13 protein-coding genes are annotated in these 16,145 nt (G+C 65.1%); 5 read left to right on the top strand and 8 right to left on the bottom strand.

Annotated features, from left to right (window positions below; all coding sequences use genetic code 11):
• Positions 1-53: 53 nt before the first annotated feature.
• Positions 54-3,473 (bottom strand): carboxylic acid reductase, encoded by a 3,420-nt coding sequence (gene car, locus GOACH_RS02545; protein WP_005170018.1) that lies wholly within the window; start codon positions 3,471-3,473, stop codon positions 54-56.
• A 767-nt stretch (positions 3,474-4,240) separates the two neighbouring features.
• Here car and GOACH_RS02540 point away from each other — a divergent pair.
• From GOACH_RS02540 to GOACH_RS02520, 5 genes are all read left to right on the top strand, one after another.
• A complete protein-coding gene (locus GOACH_RS02540) occupies positions 4,241-4,729 on the top strand; it encodes a hypothetical protein (protein ID WP_245551792.1) in 489 nt (162 codons plus the stop codon).
• 89 nt (positions 4,730-4,818) lie between these two features.
• Positions 4,819-6,408 (top strand): fatty-acid--CoA ligase FadD1, encoded by a 1,590-nt coding sequence (fadD1, locus tag GOACH_RS02535; RefSeq protein WP_005170013.1) that lies wholly within the window; start codon positions 4,819-4,821, stop codon positions 6,406-6,408.
• A gap of 22 nt (positions 6,409-6,430) precedes the next feature.
• On the top strand, positions 6,431-7,519 hold the full coding sequence (locus tag GOACH_RS02530; RefSeq protein ID WP_005170007.1) for a TIGR03857 family LLM class F420-dependent oxidoreductase: 1,089 nt from the start codon (positions 6,431-6,433) through the stop codon (positions 7,517-7,519).
• Positions 7,516-8,598, top strand: coding sequence for a phosphotransferase family protein (locus tag GOACH_RS02525; protein WP_005170004.1), 1,083 nt, complete (start codon positions 7,516-7,518; stop codon positions 8,596-8,598). The genes GOACH_RS02530 and GOACH_RS02525 overlap by 4 nt, the downstream gene beginning before the upstream one ends.
• Positions 8,595-9,608, top strand: coding sequence for an NAD-dependent epimerase/dehydratase family protein (locus GOACH_RS02520; protein WP_005170001.1), 1,014 nt, complete (start codon positions 8,595-8,597; stop codon positions 9,606-9,608). Before GOACH_RS02525 ends, GOACH_RS02520 begins: the two co-directional genes overlap by 4 nt.
• 88 nt (positions 9,609-9,696) lie before the next feature.
• On the opposite strand, the gene GOACH_RS02515 is transcribed toward GOACH_RS02520, so the two are convergent.
• From GOACH_RS02515 to GOACH_RS02485, 7 genes are read right to left on the bottom strand one after another with little or no spacing between them, the layout of a single operon-like run.
• Positions 9,697-10,584 carry an SDR family NAD(P)-dependent oxidoreductase gene (locus GOACH_RS02515; RefSeq protein ID WP_040517640.1) on the bottom strand — a complete coding sequence of 296 codons (888 nt, stop codon included), beginning with the start codon at positions 10,582-10,584 and terminating at the stop codon, positions 9,697-9,699.
• 55 nt (positions 10,585-10,639) lie between these two features.
• Positions 10,640-11,908 (bottom strand): hypothetical protein, encoded by a 1,269-nt coding sequence (locus GOACH_RS02510; RefSeq protein ID WP_040517482.1) that lies wholly within the window; start codon positions 11,906-11,908, stop codon positions 10,640-10,642.
• 8 nt (positions 11,909-11,916) lie between these two features.
• The gene (locus GOACH_RS02505; protein WP_005169995.1) at positions 11,917-12,459 is read right to left on the bottom strand and encodes a Cif family virulence factor; all 543 of its coding nucleotides are present in this window, start codon (positions 12,457-12,459) and stop codon (positions 11,917-11,919) included.
• 25 nt (positions 12,460-12,484) lie between these two features.
• A complete protein-coding gene (locus GOACH_RS02500; RefSeq protein WP_005169979.1) occupies positions 12,485-12,682 on the bottom strand; it encodes a ferredoxin in 198 nt (65 codons plus the stop codon).
• Between the two features lie 11 nt (positions 12,683-12,693).
• Positions 12,694-14,043: a cytochrome P450 gene (locus GOACH_RS02495; protein ID WP_005169978.1), complete on the bottom strand. Its 1,350-nt coding sequence runs from the start codon at positions 14,041-14,043 to the stop codon at positions 12,694-12,696.
• The gene (locus GOACH_RS02490) at positions 14,040-14,840 is read right to left on the bottom strand and encodes an SDR family oxidoreductase (protein ID WP_005169976.1); all 801 of its coding nucleotides are present in this window, start codon (positions 14,838-14,840) and stop codon (positions 14,040-14,042) included. Before GOACH_RS02490 ends, GOACH_RS02495 begins: the two co-directional genes overlap by 4 nt.
• Positions 14,840-16,078 carry a cytochrome P450 gene (locus GOACH_RS02485; protein WP_005169974.1) on the bottom strand — a complete coding sequence of 413 codons (1,239 nt, stop codon included), beginning with the start codon at positions 16,076-16,078 and terminating at the stop codon, positions 14,840-14,842. Before GOACH_RS02485 ends, GOACH_RS02490 begins: the two co-directional genes overlap by 1 nt.
• Between the last annotated feature and the right edge of the window lie 67 nt (positions 16,079-16,145).

The following is a 16,145-nucleotide window of genomic DNA, read 5'->3' as shown; positions in this document are numbered from 1 at the left end:
CCCACGTCCCGGGGCGCGTGTCCGGCCCCGGAACGTAGCGAGTCCGATCACACTCAGATGACGCCGAGGGTCCGCAGTCCGCGCGCGTAGTTGGCGATCACCGGCGCGGTGATGTGCGGGACCTCGGAGTAGCAGGCAGTCGCTGTCCGCACCGTCGCCGAACGCACCGCCTCAAAGAAGCGAGGTGCGTTCACCACACCGTCGTTCACCGGCGGAATCGGCTGGGTGTAGTTGTGCAGCAACGGGATCAACGAATATCGCCGCTGCTTGTCGGGCAGATCGGCAAGCGAGTCGGAGAACATCCGGTACCACTTGTCGTAGTCGTCCACGGTGGCGATCTCCTCCCCGGAGTCGGCGAGCCATCCGACGAACGTGTCGAGATCGATGCCGTCGGAGTGCGGATTGACCGCGTTGTAGGTGACGTGACCGTCGGCGATGGCGAGCGTCGAGATCGCCGAGGCGAGGAAATCGACCGGCAGGGCGTCGTAGTGCGCGGGGGCGCGTCGGCGGTCGTCGTCGAGCTCGTAGAATGAGTGCGGTGCAAGCCCCGTCGCCAGGACACTCATGAGCAGACGGGTGAACATGTCGGGGAGATTGAGCTGACCCAGATCTGAGTCGTCGGCCACGATCATGTCGCACCGGAAGACGCTGACGGGCAGGCCGAAGCGTTCGTGCGCGTCTGCCAGGAGCACCTCACCGGCCCACTTGCTGTTCCCGTAGCCGTTGGCATACCCGTCGTGCACCTCACGCACGGGGCTGACCTGGCGAATGTCGGCGTCCTCGACGAGTTCCGCCGAACCCACCTGATCGGCGACTCCGACCGTCGAGATGTAGACGTAGGGTTTGCGCGTCGTAGTCAGCGCCAGTCGGATCAGCTCACCTGTGCCGGAGACGTTGGGCCCGAACAACTCCCGGTACGGCAACAGGTGGTTGACCAGCGCCGCCGGGTCGACGATGAGGTCGATGTCGGCTGCGAGCCCTCTCCACACATCGTCGTCGAGTCCCAGACCCGGCGAGTCCTTGTCACCGGCGAGCACCGTCAGATGGTCCGGGGCCAGCCGCAGGTAGTCGGCGCGCAGGGGGCCGTCGCCGACATCGAAGACCGCGTCGAGACGTCGGCGGGCGGTCGCGTCGTCGGAGGCACGCACCACACAGGTCACGCGGCCGTCGACGGCAGCAACTCGACGGAGCCATTCGACGGTGAGGTAGCGACCGAGGAATCCGGTCGCCCCGGTGACCAGCACCTGCCGAACTGTCGTGTCGGCTGGTCGTAACGACGTTGCGCCCGCCAGGGTCTCGGCGTCGACGAATGCGTCGACGGTGAGTTCGTCGGCGCGCAGGCGCCGCTGGTCGGCGTGCACGGATTCAGCCGTCGGACGTCCGTCTCCCGCCCGCCCGTCGATGTAGTCGGCGATCGCTGCGAGATCCGACGACGGGCTGGTGAGCACACCGACCGGAACCTGGGAGTCGAACACGTCGCGCAGCGTGTTGCCGAGTGTGACGGCAGTCAGCGAGTCACCCCCGAGGTCGGTGAACCTCGACTGTGGTGTCACCTCGTTCTCGGCGAGATCGAGAGTGGCCGAGACGATGTCGATCACGACGTCGAGCGTCGGTCGATCCGATGCCGATGCCCGCGCCTCGCGCAGGCGGTCGGCGCGTGCGCTCGCGAGTCGCTGATACAGCTCTTCGAGGGCGGGACCGTACTGGTCCTTGAGGCGGGGCCGCGCGAGTTTGCGAATCCCCGTCAGCAAGCCGTTCGCCTCCGAGAACGCGCTGCGTTCGACGACGACGTCGCGCGGAATCTCCACCGGCGCAAGCCCGCTGCGCTCACCGATGTCGCGCACGGCGCTGAGCATCGTCGCGTGCAGTTCCTCGTCGTCTGCCGCGGCCGCGATGGCCTCGTCGGTGGGAACGACCACCGCCAACAGGTACGGCCGGGAGCTGTTGCCGTACACGTAGATCTGGCTAATCGGCGGAGATGTCAGCGCGCTCTCCACTCGTGCCACAGTCACGAACTCACCCTGCGACAGCTTGAGCACGTTGTTGCGGCGGTCGACGTAGACGAGCTGGTCCGGTCCGGTCTCTGCCATGATGTCACCGGTCCGGTAGAAACCGTGGTCGTCGAACATCTCGGCGGTGAGTTCAGGCCGTCGATAGTAGCCTGCGAATATATCGGCCGTCTTGACCAGCAGTTCGCCTCGAGGGTGCGGCGTATCGGTTGTGCGATAACCGAGTTCGGGAACATCGACGAGCTTGTAGTCGATGATCGGGGGCCGGATCACCTTGCCGTCACGAATCACCCCGCCGGCCTCCGCCGACCCGTACCCCTCGATGAGCGGGGCGTCGAGCATGCTTTCGACGAAGTCGACGACCTCGGGCGAGATGGGCGCCGAACCGGTGAGTGCGAGTTGTGCGCGGCTGAAGTAGCGGCGTCGCATCTCGGCGAGCAGGTCGCGATGCGCCTCGCGGTCGACCTTGTCCGCGTCGGCCAGATACTGCTGATGCAACATCTCCCAGATGCGCGGCGCGAAATGGAGTTCGGTCGGGGCGACGGCGGCGAGGTCGTCGAGGAGTTCGGACAGGTCGGGTCGCGCGGTGAAGTAGGCGGTCCCGCCGTTGCCCAGCGTGCGGAAGAGCGTCGCCCTGCCCATCACGTGACTCATCGGAAGGAAGTTCAACGTGACCCAGGCGTGGTGTTCGACTGCGGCGGAATCGCTTTCGAGGCCGAATCCCTGCCGGATCAGTCGCAACACCGCCTCTTGGGTGTACATGGCACCCTTGGGCGCGCCGGTGCTGCCCGAGGTGTAGATCAGCAAAGCCAGATCGTCGGACGATCCCGGCGCCACCTGGGAGTCGACGCCATGACCGTCGTGCGTGGTGTCCAACTCGGCGTCGAATGTGAGTGTGTGCAGCCTGATTCCGCGTTCTTCCAGCGTGGTGCGGGCTTGCGTGACCGCAGCGCGCGAATCCTCGACGACGTCGAACACGACGATATGCTCGAGACTCGTGTCGTCCGCGACGAGCGCCAGCGCCTGAGGCAGCGACGATGCCGACACGGCAAGAACTTTCGCTTCGGTCTCGTCGAGGATGTCGGCGACCACGGACTCCGCTGCGCCCGACTGCAGCGGAACCTCCACCGCGCGCAGGTCTCCGAGCACCGCAAGACTCAGCGCGGTGTAGTCGGCGCTGGTGAAGCCCAGCGTCGCGACCCTATCGCCCGGCTGGACGCCTGCATCGTCACGCAGAACCGATACGATATGGGCGACATGGTCCTGCAATTCTGCGAAACTCCATGTGTTCCATCCCGATTCACTGTCGCGAAAGCCTAGGGCCTGCCGGTCCGGGTACCCCTCGTAGAGGACGCGCAAACCCTCCTGCACCGTCGACGCATCGCGGAGATGTGCGGCGACGTCGAGATCAGGAGCTAGCGCGGCCACTGCTGCGGCCGGGTCGGCGGATAGATGGGTGGACATCAACAACCTCCGAGCAATTGGATGTATTTAGGTATGCGAAGTAATACAGTTCCAGTGTTGTCTGCTGCATCGACGCTTCGCCAGGATCGGTGAGCCAACTCACGCGCAGATACGGCGAATCCGACACTTTTATTCCGCGTGAGCGTGATATTCCGCCGTCAGATGCTCCGAGTGCGCGATGCCCCGAGTGCGCGATGACCCGACGTGCGGACGACGCGCCGGCATTCTGCGCGAACCGCAGCAGCCCGCGCGAATGCAGATCCGGCCACCGGCCGCGGCACGGCGAGTGGGCAGGGGCGGCCCAGACTGCGGCGACGTCTGGAGCGCGATCCGACGTCGAACGCACGCTTCCCCTGGATTCGCCCGCGCCGCGCACCCTTCCCCCACTTTCACCGCTCGCCGCGCACTCTTCCCCCCACTTCCCGACACTTCCCCGCGAAGTTTCCGCGGAAACGCCCAGAACCCGCGGAAACGTCCCTTCCCCCACTTTCTGCCGTCAGCACCGAACACCGCCGCACAGCAGCGCACCCCCAACCCGCACCCGCGCCGCGCACCCTTCCCCCACTTCCCGACACTTCCCCGCGAAGTTTCCCGCCGAAACGCCCAGAACCCGCGGAAACGTCCCTTCCCCCACTTTCTGCCGCGCGCCCGCCGACGAAGCCACCGCAGGCCCGACCGCACCCCGACCCCCATGTCCAGCCCTGCCACGAACGTCCGCACGCTGGTACCGTTGTCTACAACTGTGACAGAAGGGGCTGGTGATACCAGTGGGACGAAAGCTCTATCGCGCCTTGACCGCGGCAGCAGTCGCCGGAGGGGCAACCGCGTCGACACTCCTGACCGCAGGCGGTGCAGCGCACGCTGCCCCCGCTCCCGACCCGAAGATCCCGGCGGCGTCGATCTCCCAGACCCCGAACGCAGGCGTCGCGACCAGCGGTGACATCCCGTTCGCGGCATACGTCGCCCCGATCGCCGCGGCGTCGCCCGACCCGGACACGCTTCGCGTGTGGCTGGAGCCGATGCCCGGCGACGCGTGCAGCAAGGCTCTCCGCGCGGCGGTCGTCGGCGTCGAGTGGCGTAACACCGTCACCAGGAAGTCCGGAACCGCCACGTTCCCGGCGTGCAAGCAGGGCAAGCCTGCCCTGAGCCCGCCGCTTCGAACCGGTCCGGGGCCGATCTCATTCACGACCAGTGTCGTCGGACGTGGCGGCGCAACGTTCACGCTGAGCCCGGGAAGCGGCACCATCTCGCGCTGAACGGCCACGTCGGGGCACGTAGGCGCACACGGTAGACAATTTCACGAATCTGTACACTCAAGCGTAGAACAGGTTCTAGATTTGGCTGCATGGCGCAGACCGTGACCGAACTCCTCCTCGATCGTGACGGCGACGACTCTCTCGCGATCCTGTACGAAAACGACCGTTGGACGTGGCGCCAGTACCTCGATGATGCGCGGCGGACCGCATCCGTCGTGCTCGGCCGCGCCGATCCGCGACGGCCGATGCATATCGGGGCACTACTCGACAACAGCCCTGCAATGCTGATCGCGCTTGCCGCAGGCGCGCTCGGCGGCTATGTGACGGTGGGCATCAACAACACTCGACGCGGGCCCGCCCTGGCCGACGACATCGCGCGGGGCGACTGTCAGATCCTCCTCACCGACACCGAGCACCTCCCCCTGCTAGAAGGGCTCGATCTGCCGGGTGTCGAGGTCATCAACGTGTCGTCGCCGGAATGGCAGCAGCTGCTCGCCGACGCAGGCGAACTCACTCCCTATTCGGTACCCACCGCGACCGACCCGTTCATGCTCATCTTCACCTCGGGCACAAGCGGTAATCCGAAGCCGGTGCAGTTGGCGCACATGCTCGTTCCGTTCGCCGGCCCTCCCCTGGCCGAGCGTTTCGGGATCACCTCCGAGGACATCTGCTATCTCTCGATGCCTCTCTTCCACTCGGCCGCGCTCCTCGGCGGTTACTGTGTCGCGGCGGTATCCGGTGCGGCGATGGTGCCCGCGCGATTCTCCGCGTCGCGATTCCTCGACGACATCCGACGCTACGGCGCCACCTACATGAACTACGTAGGCAAGCCGCTCGCCTACATCCTCGCAACTCCCGAGCGACCAGACGATGCCGACAATCCGCTGCGGGCGGCTTTCGGCAACGAGGCCACCGACCGCGACATCGACGATTTCGCACGACGTTTCGACTGCCAGGTCTGGGACGGCTTCGGCTCCACCGAGCTGGCGATCATCATCACGCGCGAGCCGGGTACACCGCACGGCTCGGTCGGCAAGGGCTTTCCCGGTGTCGCCGTCTACGATCCGGCAACCGGACTCGAGTGCCCCACAGCAGAATTCGACGACACCGGTGCACTCGTGAACGCCGACGCAGCGATCGGCGAGATCGTCAACACCTCGGGTGCAGGCATGTTCACCGGCTACTACAACGATCCCGCGACGACGTCGGAACGCCTTCGCGACGGCATGTACTGGTCGGGAGACCTGGCGTACAAGGACGCCGATGGGTGGCTCTACCTCGCAGGCCGAACCGGCGACTGGATGCGTGTCGACGGTGAGAACATGACGGCGGGTCCCATCGAGCGAATCCTGCTCCGCCTACCCGACATCAGTCAGGTCGCCGTCTACGCGGTACCCGATGACCAGGTGGGCGATGCGGTGATGGCAGCGGTCATCCTCACCGACGACAGTTCGCTGACCCCCGACCAGTTCTCGCAGTTCCTCTCAGCACAACCCGACCTGTCGCCCAAGGCGTGGCCCCGATACGTGCGAATCGCAGATGACCTGCCCACAACCGCAACCAACAAGATCGTGAAGCGACAGCTCAAACAACAGGGGATCAGCGCGGGCGACGATGCGCTGTGGGTACGCGAACCCCGCACAACCGAGTACCGATCGATCTCGCCCGCGGGCGTCTGAGCGATACAGGCCGTCGTCGACCATGCTCTGCGAACTCGGTTACTACGCACTCTCGCGACATCCGGTCGACCCCGGGCACCTCGTCGAGGAAGCGGCGGTCGCCGAGAGAATCGGTCTCGGCGCGGCGTTCGTCTCCGAGCGATTCAACATCAAGGATGCCGCCGTGCTCAGCGGTGCGCTCGGCGCTGCGACCTCCCGCATGGGAATCGCCACTGCAGCAACCAATCACAACACTCGCCACCCGATCGTCACGGCCACGATGGCCGCAACCCTTGCCGAACTGACACAGGACAGGTTTGCGCTGGGTCTCGGCAGGGGTATCACCGCACAGTGGCAGATCCTCGGAATCGAGGACGTCACGAGCGCGCAGTTGGCAGACGTGTCCGATGTTCTCCGACGCCTGTGGCGCGGCGAGATGATCGTCGGTCATGAGGGTCCCGCGGGATCGTATCCGCTGTTGAATCTCGGCGTTGTCGTGCCACGAGTACCCATTCTGCTCGTGACCATGAGCCGAAAGACACTGGAGTTGGCCGGACGCATAGCCGATGGCGTCGTCCTCCACACTTTTCTCGACGACGACGCGACGTCGAACGCGGTAGCCACCGTGCGTGACTCGGCAGAGCGCGCAGGCCGCGATCCCGAGGCGATCCGGATCTGGTCGGTGCTGGCAACGGTGGGCGACGAACTGACAGAAGAGGATCGTCTACGCAGGCTCTACGGCCGCCTCGCCACATACCTGCAGGGTTACCCCGATGCACTCATGCGAGCAAACCGTTGGGACACTGCTGATCTCGATCGCATCCGCGCAACCAGCGCGTTCACCGAGGCAACCGGTCCGATCGATGCCACCGCAACATACCGACAACTCGTTGAACTGGCACACGTCGTTCCACGCCACTGGGTTGCCGACAGCGCAGTCGGATCACCGACGACCTGTGCCTCTGCGCTCGCCACGCAGTTCGACCTCGGCGTCGACTCGGTCATCCTGCATGGTGCGACACCGTCCGAACTCGAGCCGGTGGTGACCGCATATCGCTCTGTGCGCTCGCCGACACGAGCAGAACTACCCGTGAACCCTGGGCTGATGACACCGATCGGAGTCGACCAGTGACCATACCCCTACCCGCCGAGATTCCCACCAATGCAGACGATCTCACACCGGAGTGGCTCTCCGGCCTGCTGCGCGCACACGGGTATGACGACGCCCGGGTCGTCGACGTCGGCGCCACTCCCGTCGGCACCGGTCAGATGGCGAGTTCCTACCGTCTCTCGCTTCGCTACGCATCGCCGTGCGGCCTGCCGGACACCATGGTGGCCAAGCTCGCGACCGGCCCTGTCGAGCAGCGGGAGTTCGCCTCCGGGGCATTCCGGAACGAGGTCCGCTTCTACCGTGGATTGGTCTCGACGTTCGACGTCCCGACTCCCGCAGTCTTCGCCACGGCCTGTTCCGAGTCTGGCAGCGAGTTCGTCCTTCTCCTCGAAGACATCGGCAACGGACATCAGGGCGACCAGATCGCAGCGTGCAGTCCCGACCAGGTCCGTGCCGTCGCGGTCGCCGCAGCGGGTTTACACGGACCACGCCTCGACGACGCGACACTGCTCGACGAGTTCCCGCTCCCCACCCCCGACGACTGCGCTGTCATGGACTCGTTGCTCGAACCGATGGCCGCGGTCTTTCGCGGGCGCTTCGACCTCACCGACCGTCAATCGGCCACGGTCGACTGGCTGGTACGCGATGCGGGGCACTGGTTGCGTACTCCGCCCGACCACGCTGCTCTCATCCACGGCGACCTGCGCGTCGACAATGTGATGTTCCGCGACGACGGTTCGCTGTCGATTCTCGACTGGCAGACCATCACCACCGGACATCCGCTGCGCGACGTGGCCTTTCTCCTCGCCACGAGCCTGCGTCCCGACGACCGCCGCACACACGAGCGCAGCATCGTCGCCGACTATCACCGGGCGTTACGTCAGTGGGGCGCGCAATCGCAGGCGGCAGCGGGCCTTCGGGAGTACACGCTCGAAGACTGCTGGCATGACTACATCGACAACCTCATCCAGGCCCCGCTGATCATCGTGTTCGGCACAGCAGCAGCTCAACCGACTGCGAGAGGCGATGCCATGTTCGCCGCCATGCTCGAACGTGCCGCCGACGCCGTGGCGGACCTGGCCCCGGAACGTCTGGAATGACCAGCCTGGTGATCGGGGCGAGTGGATTTCTGGGTTCGACGCTGACCCGCCGACTCGTCTCGTCGGGAGAAGACGTACGTATCCTCGTCCGATCCACCAGCGACACCCGCGCCATCGACGATCTCGACGTCGAGCGGCACGTCGGGTCGCTGGCTCATTCCGACGTCGTCGCCGACGCCATGGCGGGTTGCACCGACGTCTACCACTGCGCTGTCGACACCCGGGCCTGGCTACTGGATCCCGCCCCACTTTACGAGACCAACGTCGAGCTTCTCCGCTCCGTCCTGGAGGTCGCCGCACGTATTCGACTGCGCCGCTTTGTCTTCACCAGCACGATGGCGACGATCGGAGTGCCGAGCACGGGTCTGGCCGACGAAACAACCGAATTCAACTGGGAGAGGCGGGCAACCGATTACGTGCGGTCTCGGGTTGCAGCAGAACGACTCGCGCTCGGCTATGCCCACGACCACCACGTCCCGGTTGTCGCGATGTGCGTGTCGAACACCTACGGCGCAGGCGACGTGGTACCGACTCCGCATGGGGCGTTCGTCGCTGGTGCCGCATTGGGCACACTTCCCTTCGGCGTGCGCGGGATGCGTTGTGAATCGGTGGGAATCGAGGATGCCGCGGACGCACTCATCCTGGCCGCCGAGCACGGACGCAACGGTGAACGCTATATCGTCTCGAAACGGTCGATCGATCTCGGCGAGGTCATTCGCATCGCCGCCGCAACCGCTGGCCGGAAACCTCCGCGGCCGATACTCGGGCGCGCCGCACTGTACGCTGCGGGTGCGGTGGGTTCGGCGAGCTCGACGCTCACCAGACGCCCGGGCCGACTACGTATCGGGACAGTACGTCTCATGCATTGCATTCCGGAGATGAGCCACGACAAGGCGGTACGCGAGCTCGATTGGCACCCCCGACCCGTCGCCGAGGCGATCGCCGACGGCGCCCGGTACTGGGCGGGTCGCGCAGCGCGACGTCGCGCGCGTCGAGATCCCGCCCAGTGATCCGGTGTGCAGTTCGCAGGAGACCGGCCACGTCACATGCCTCGTGCGCAGCATTGCCGACCGACGCGGCCTCCGAGTGGCCGATCGCTCAGCTCAGCAGCAGAGCAGCCAATTCGGCCAAACTGTAGGGCTCGCAGTCCCTATGGTCGCGGTAGGCGACGAACGTCGGTTGGTGCGGATCGTATCGTCCGATGAAACCGCCTGCGGCAGTGAATATCTGACCAGTGATACCGGCAGCGGCGTCGCTGGCCAGGAACGTGTAGAGCACGGCGACATACTCCGGTGGTGCGGGATCGAGCGCGGCATCGCGCGTGAACTCGTCGAGGATTCCGCGCTCATGCAGGCTTTCGATGTGCCTGACATAGTCGGCGCCGGACGACAATCTCGACTTCGCGCCGGGCATCACGACGTTGACGCGCACACCGGAACCCCGCAGATCGCCCGCCGCCGCAAGAGCAAGTGCGTTGACCCCACCTTTCGCGGCCGGATAGCCACTGCCGCCGAAGGTGCCCAAGGACGCGGCTGACCCGGTCAACACGATCGAGCCCGACTGCTGCTCGACGAAAACCCGTGCAGCCGCGCGAGTCAGGAAGAACGCACTCATGAGATGCGCGTCGATCTGAGCACGGAACTCGGCGGTACTGATGGTCAGGATCGTCGACCCGGGCGGTTCGGCAATGCCCGCACAGTTGATTGCGACATCGAGTGCACCGAACTCGTCGAGCGCGGTCGTGACCATCTGCTCGGCGACGTTCTCGTCCCCTGCCGAACCGCAGACACCCACTGCGTAACCGCCGCCGCCCCTGATCTCGGCGACCGTGGCGTCGACAGCACTCGCCTCACGTCCGTTGACCACCAGCGAAACACCTCGTCCTGCAAGGGCGTACGCGACCTGCAGACCTATCCCACGCGTCGAGCCCGCGATGATCGCAACTCGGCCGGACAGGTGGGCGTCGATCGGGGCGTCGGCAGGCATCAGGTTCTGCGATCGGATCGGCACGTGAGCGACCACGACGTCGCATCGGACGGCATCAGACGGTGCTCCCGATGGGCGTGATCGGGAGCGACCGGCCCCTGTCGACGAACTCCCAGGCTGCGCCGGAACTGAACCGCGCGATGGCGACCTCACCGGACTCCGCATGCTCGTTGTCGGTGAGAGCGAACGTGACCTCGAGATCGTCGCCGGTGGAGGCGACGGTGTCGATGCTCCAGTACGGGCCGACGCCGGTCGCGATCGCCTGCAGCGGTTCGGTGTGGTCGACGTCGAACAGCGTGATCCACCCACCGTCGCGTCGTGCATCGGAGTCATGAGGGATGCGGAGCACGACGCCCTCTCCGACCACCTGCACACTCACCCCGGTGTACTGCACCGGGCCGAGGACCGGTATCAGCGAGAAGACGGTGGCCAACCCCTCAGCGTCTGCGGTGAGATCCAACGCGTTCCGCAGCCGGTCTGCCGCCAGGCCGGCTATGCCGGTCAACTGCTTACGATAGATCTCGTCGACCTGCTCCTGACTTTGCGCATACCGTCGCAACGACACGAGAAAACCGAGTGCGAGCAATTGGTGTTGCAGCGCCACCTCTTCCGCGATGCGTACGAGCGCCGTATGCGACCACTCCCGAAACTGGAGGTCATCGCACAGGTCTCCCCGGTAGTCGACGCGTCCGTCCGTCGCGCAGGGATCGATGGCGCTCAACTCGACCGAGGCCGCCCGGCGGGTGAACATCTCCTCCGCGTCCGGCGGCAGCGGCAACTCGTCGCGGTCGGGTTCGATCGTCACCCTCCACGCACAGTGCGGATGCTGGTCGGCGGGCCTGCGCGGTGGGCGGTGTATCGGCCGGATCCGCGCCCGACGATTGGTTGCGATGGCGGTCGCGTCGAACGTCGGGTCCTCGATGTCGTGACACATCGCGGTGACGTAATCATCGCCGAGGGGCTCGACATCCATCAGAGCACCACAGTGATCCAGCACGAAGGAGCCGTGGTACTCGTCGTCGATCTCGTAGCGGAAGTCCATGAACTGCGGCGGCGCCCCGATGTCGAGCTGCAGACACTTGAACATGTCGGCCACGCCGTCGCCGTCGACGCCCAACGCTTCACGCATACGATGCGTGTACACCGGGCTGGCGGCCATCCACTCCTCGATGGCGATCCGAGCCATGGTCTCTCGGCCGAAAGCACCGATGAGATGCGCCATTCCGCTGCGATCGATCAGCTGGCCCGACAGCAGAAGCTCCGGCACGATCGTCGCGAGTTGACGGCTGGTGAGATCCGAGTACGTCCGGACTGTGAGCGTCATGTCGTGACTCACCAGAACTCGACGGGCGCCTTGCCGAACGGGTACCAGCCCGGTTGGTCCCCGGTTGCCTTCTCGATCCGCTTGAGCATCCCGTCGCTCATCGCGTTGTCCTTGATCAACTCGATGAACAGTGCCGAGACGTTTCCGTAGTCGAAGAAGTCGCGCTGCCAACGGAATTGGAAGTTGCCGGCATACTTGAACCAACTCCCCTGGATACCTTCGAGAGCATACGGCGTCCCGTCCTCACGCGTGCGGTCGTAGACCTGCTTCCACAAGCCGATCATCGATCCGGTCCGGTCGTCGATCACCCATTCCTGATATGGATAGGTCCATCCCTCGAGTCCTTCCATCTCCTGGCCGAGTGCGATCTCGCGGATCTCGTCACGTCCGACTGCCATGAAGTCCTTGTCCGGACCGTAGTTCCACCCGTAGGTGGCGTCCTCGGTGTAGAAGTCGGCGAGCGGCCTCCAGTCTCCTGCGCGCTCGGCGACGATGTTCGCCTCGAGCCACCGTTCCTTCATCTCTTCGAGTTCTGCACGGTCGAATGCCATGACGTCACCTCTCGTTGCTGTCGTCTCACGCATCGTCGTCGACGATCCGTAGTGCCTGGGTAGGGCAGTACTGCACGGCGGCCTCCACCTCGGCCCGCTTGCTCTCGTCGGGTCGGGGATCGAGGATGTCGACGTGATCGACCTCGGCCTCGAACACGTCGGGCGCCTCCATCTGACACATACCGTGGCCCTGGCATATGTCGAGATCAACCTCGATACGCATGGTCACCGCCCCTACTTCTGCCGCCTGCGATAGCGCACGGTGCACGGCTGTTGGAGTTGTACGACCATCTTCGAGTGGTCGTTGCGATACGACTCAGACGGCTGCGACATCTCGAACTCATAGTTCTGGAACAGCACCGAGAAAATGGCCTTGAGTTGCATGATCGCGAACTGTGCTCCCACACAACGGTGTCGGCCCGCCCCGAAGGGGATCCACGTCCACCGGTTGGCGAGATCCTCCTGACGCGGCTTCACGTAGCGGTCCGGATCGAAGGCATCGGGTTCGGGGAAGTCGTCGGGCAATCGATTCGACACCGCAGGGGAGACCGCGATCGTCTGTCCTGCACGCACGTCGAAGTCCTCGATCTGGAAATCCTGCTGCACCAGGCGCATCAGAATGATCAGCGGTGGATGCAGGCGAAGTGCCTCCTTCAGCGCGTTCTCCAGCTGCGGCATCTGTCGGGTGTGGGCGAATGTGTACTCCGGTCGTTCGCCATCGGGTGTGTCACCGTAGATCTCGTCGAGTTCGGCGTACACCCGCTGCATGTAGTCGGGATTGCGCAGCAACTCGATCAACGTCCACGCGGCGGTGCCCTGCGTGGTGTGGTGGCCCGCGAACATCATCGAGATGAACATCCCCGTGATCGTGTTCGCATCGAACCCGACCCCGATGAGCACGTCCATGAGATCACGGTCGTCCTTGTTGTCATCCGGATGCGCTATGCGCTCGTTCATGATGCCCTGGATGAAGTCGACGAGTTCTGCCCGCGCGGAATCGCGTTTGCGGAAGCTCTCGATGTCGGCATACATGTCGACATAGGCGATCGGGTCGGTGCCCTTCTCGAGGTCGTGGAACAACTCCGAGACTCGCTTGTCGAGTTGCTCGCGGAATTTGCGACCGATCAGGCAGGCCGACGACGTGTACAGCGTCAGTTCACCGAAGAACTCCAGCAGGTCGATCTCACCCTCGTCGCCCCACCGGGCGATGATGCGCTCGACCTCGTTGGGAATCGTCACCGCGTGCTGCTTCATGTGCGGGCCCTTGAGCGCGGCGTTGTGGATCGCCTTGGAACGCTCCTCGGGGCTGGCGTCGAAGACGACTCCCTCGCCGAAGACCGGGGTCATGAAGGGATACGCGGCAGCCTGGTCGAGATCCTCCTCCGGCGCACGGAAGAAGTCCTCACTCGCCGCGGCGCCTGAGACCAGCACCACCTCACGGTCGGCGAGCTGGAACTGGCCGACGTCTCCGCATTCTTCGCGGACCCGCCAGAACAGACCGATCGGATCGGCCGCGAGCTCATCGAGATGGCCGTGCTCCCCGTCGCCCCCTGACACCCGTGTGGGCGTTGTCAGCGTGGTCATTTCGTCTCTCCTTCGCTGCTCTTGTCACGTGGGATGGCGCCCTCCGCCTCTACCTCGACGACGCGCATGTGCGCACCGCGCGGCATCCCGACGATGGCTGAGATCGCTTGCGCGATATGTTCTGGCGCAAGGAAATTGCCATGTCTGGCAAGACCGTGCGTGATCCACGAGTTGAGCATCTTCTCCATCACCTCGGGCGCGAGGTTGAATCCCATCCCCGTGATGGTCTGGCCGGGACGGATGATGCTCGCCCGCACGCCGGTCCCCTCGAGTTCGAGTTGTGCGGTCGCCACGAGCCCGTCGACTCCGGTTTTGGCCGCGACGTAGGCCGACGACCACGGGCGCGGCCGAACCGCGACATCCGAACCGATGAACACGAAATCCCCACGGCCACGCTCGATCATGCCGGGGACGATGCTGCGATAGATCCGGTGGGCGCCGACGAGGTGGATATCGATCTGCGACGCGAAGTCTGCTTCGCTCATCTCGTAGGACAGACCGACGTCGAGGTCGCCCGCCCCCGCGACCGCGATCTCGACGGGGCCGAGTGCCGCTTGCGCCTTGGCCACGCAGTCGCGTACCGACGCCTCGTCGGTGACGTCGAGCGGCACAGCGACCGCCTCGCCGCCGGCGGCGGCGATCTGATCGGCCAGTTCCTGGAGCTTCTCCACACGCCTGGCCGCCAGGGCGACGGGATAGCCTGCGGCAGCGAGATACTCGGCTGTTGCGGCTCCGATGCCCGACGACGCGCCGGCGACCAGTACCGGCCGCCGTTCCGGATGAGGGATGTAGGCCATCAGCGCACCGCCACCTTCACCGGGAGGGATGCGAACCCGCGGACGTTCACCGAGTGCACCCGCTCGGCATTCTCGATGTCGATGTCGACCCCGCGGATCGAACGGATGACCTCGGCGAGACCGATGTTGGCCTCGAGCCGCGCGAGATGCGCACCGAGACAGAAGTGCGCGCCCATACCGAAGCTCATCAGCGCCTGGCTGCAGTCGCGACCGATCTGATACGACGACGCGTCGTCGAAGACGGTCTCGTCACGGTTGGCCGAGCCGACGAGGAGTAACACGCGATGCCCCTCGGGGATCACGTGGTCACCGTAGGAGACGTCAGCGGCCACCTTGCGCAGCACCATCTGGGTCGAATTGTCGTAGCGCAGTGTCTCTTCGGTCCACTGCGGAGTCGCCTCGGGATCAGCGATCACCTTGGCGAGCTCATCCGGGTTGCGCCACCCCCAATACAGCGCATTGGCAAGCAATTTGGTGGTCGTCTCGTTGCCCGCAACCACCATCAACACCATGAATCCAACGATCTCGTCCTCGGTGAGGGTGGTCTTCTCCCCGGTCTCGTCGTCGTCGATCTCGGCGGTGATCAGCGCCGAGACGAGGTCGTCGCCGAGGTTGGTGCGCCGTTCGGCGATCAATGCCGAGTAGTACTTGTGCAACTCGAGATAGGCGTAGACAGCCGCTTCCGGGATGTCGAGAACGCCCTCCTCCCGGTGGAGCAGCAGATCCGACTGGGTTCGCAGGAACGCACGGTCGGATTCGGGTACGCCCAGCATCTCCGACACGACATCCATCGGGAGCAGCCCGGCGAAGTCGGCGACGTAGTCGAACTCCCCCTTGTCCAGACACGCGCTCCAGTGATGGTGTGTCAGTGCGCTGATCCGGCCGGCGAGGTCGTTGACCCGGCGCGGGGTGAACCCTTTCGAGACGAGCTTGCGGATGCGCATGTGCTTGGGGTCGTCCATCGCGAGAAACGACATGGACTTGTGGGCGTCGGGACCATACGACGACGGATCCATCGAGACGCCCCACGCGTTGGACAGATTCACACTGTCCCGGAAGGCATTTCGCACGTCACCGTGCGCGGCGAGTGCCCAGAAATCGAGATCCGAGTTGTAATACACCGGGGCCTGGGCACGCAGCCGCGCGTAGGTCGGATAAGGGTCCTCGTGAAACCCGTAGGCGTAGGGGTCGAAAGGAATCTGCTGCTGCATCCCCGCGACCGTTGCGGTCTCGGTCATCGATGAACCTCCGTTGACGGTTTGTGCATGTCGTGTACGTTCCGGGCCGCACGACGATCCCGGTTCG

Source organism: Gordonia aichiensis NBRC 108223, from assembly GCF_000332975.1.
Taxonomy (GTDB): Bacteria; Actinomycetota; Actinomycetes; order Mycobacteriales; family Mycobacteriaceae; genus Gordonia; species Gordonia aichiensis.
This window is presented reverse-complemented; position numbering and strand designations above follow the sequence as displayed.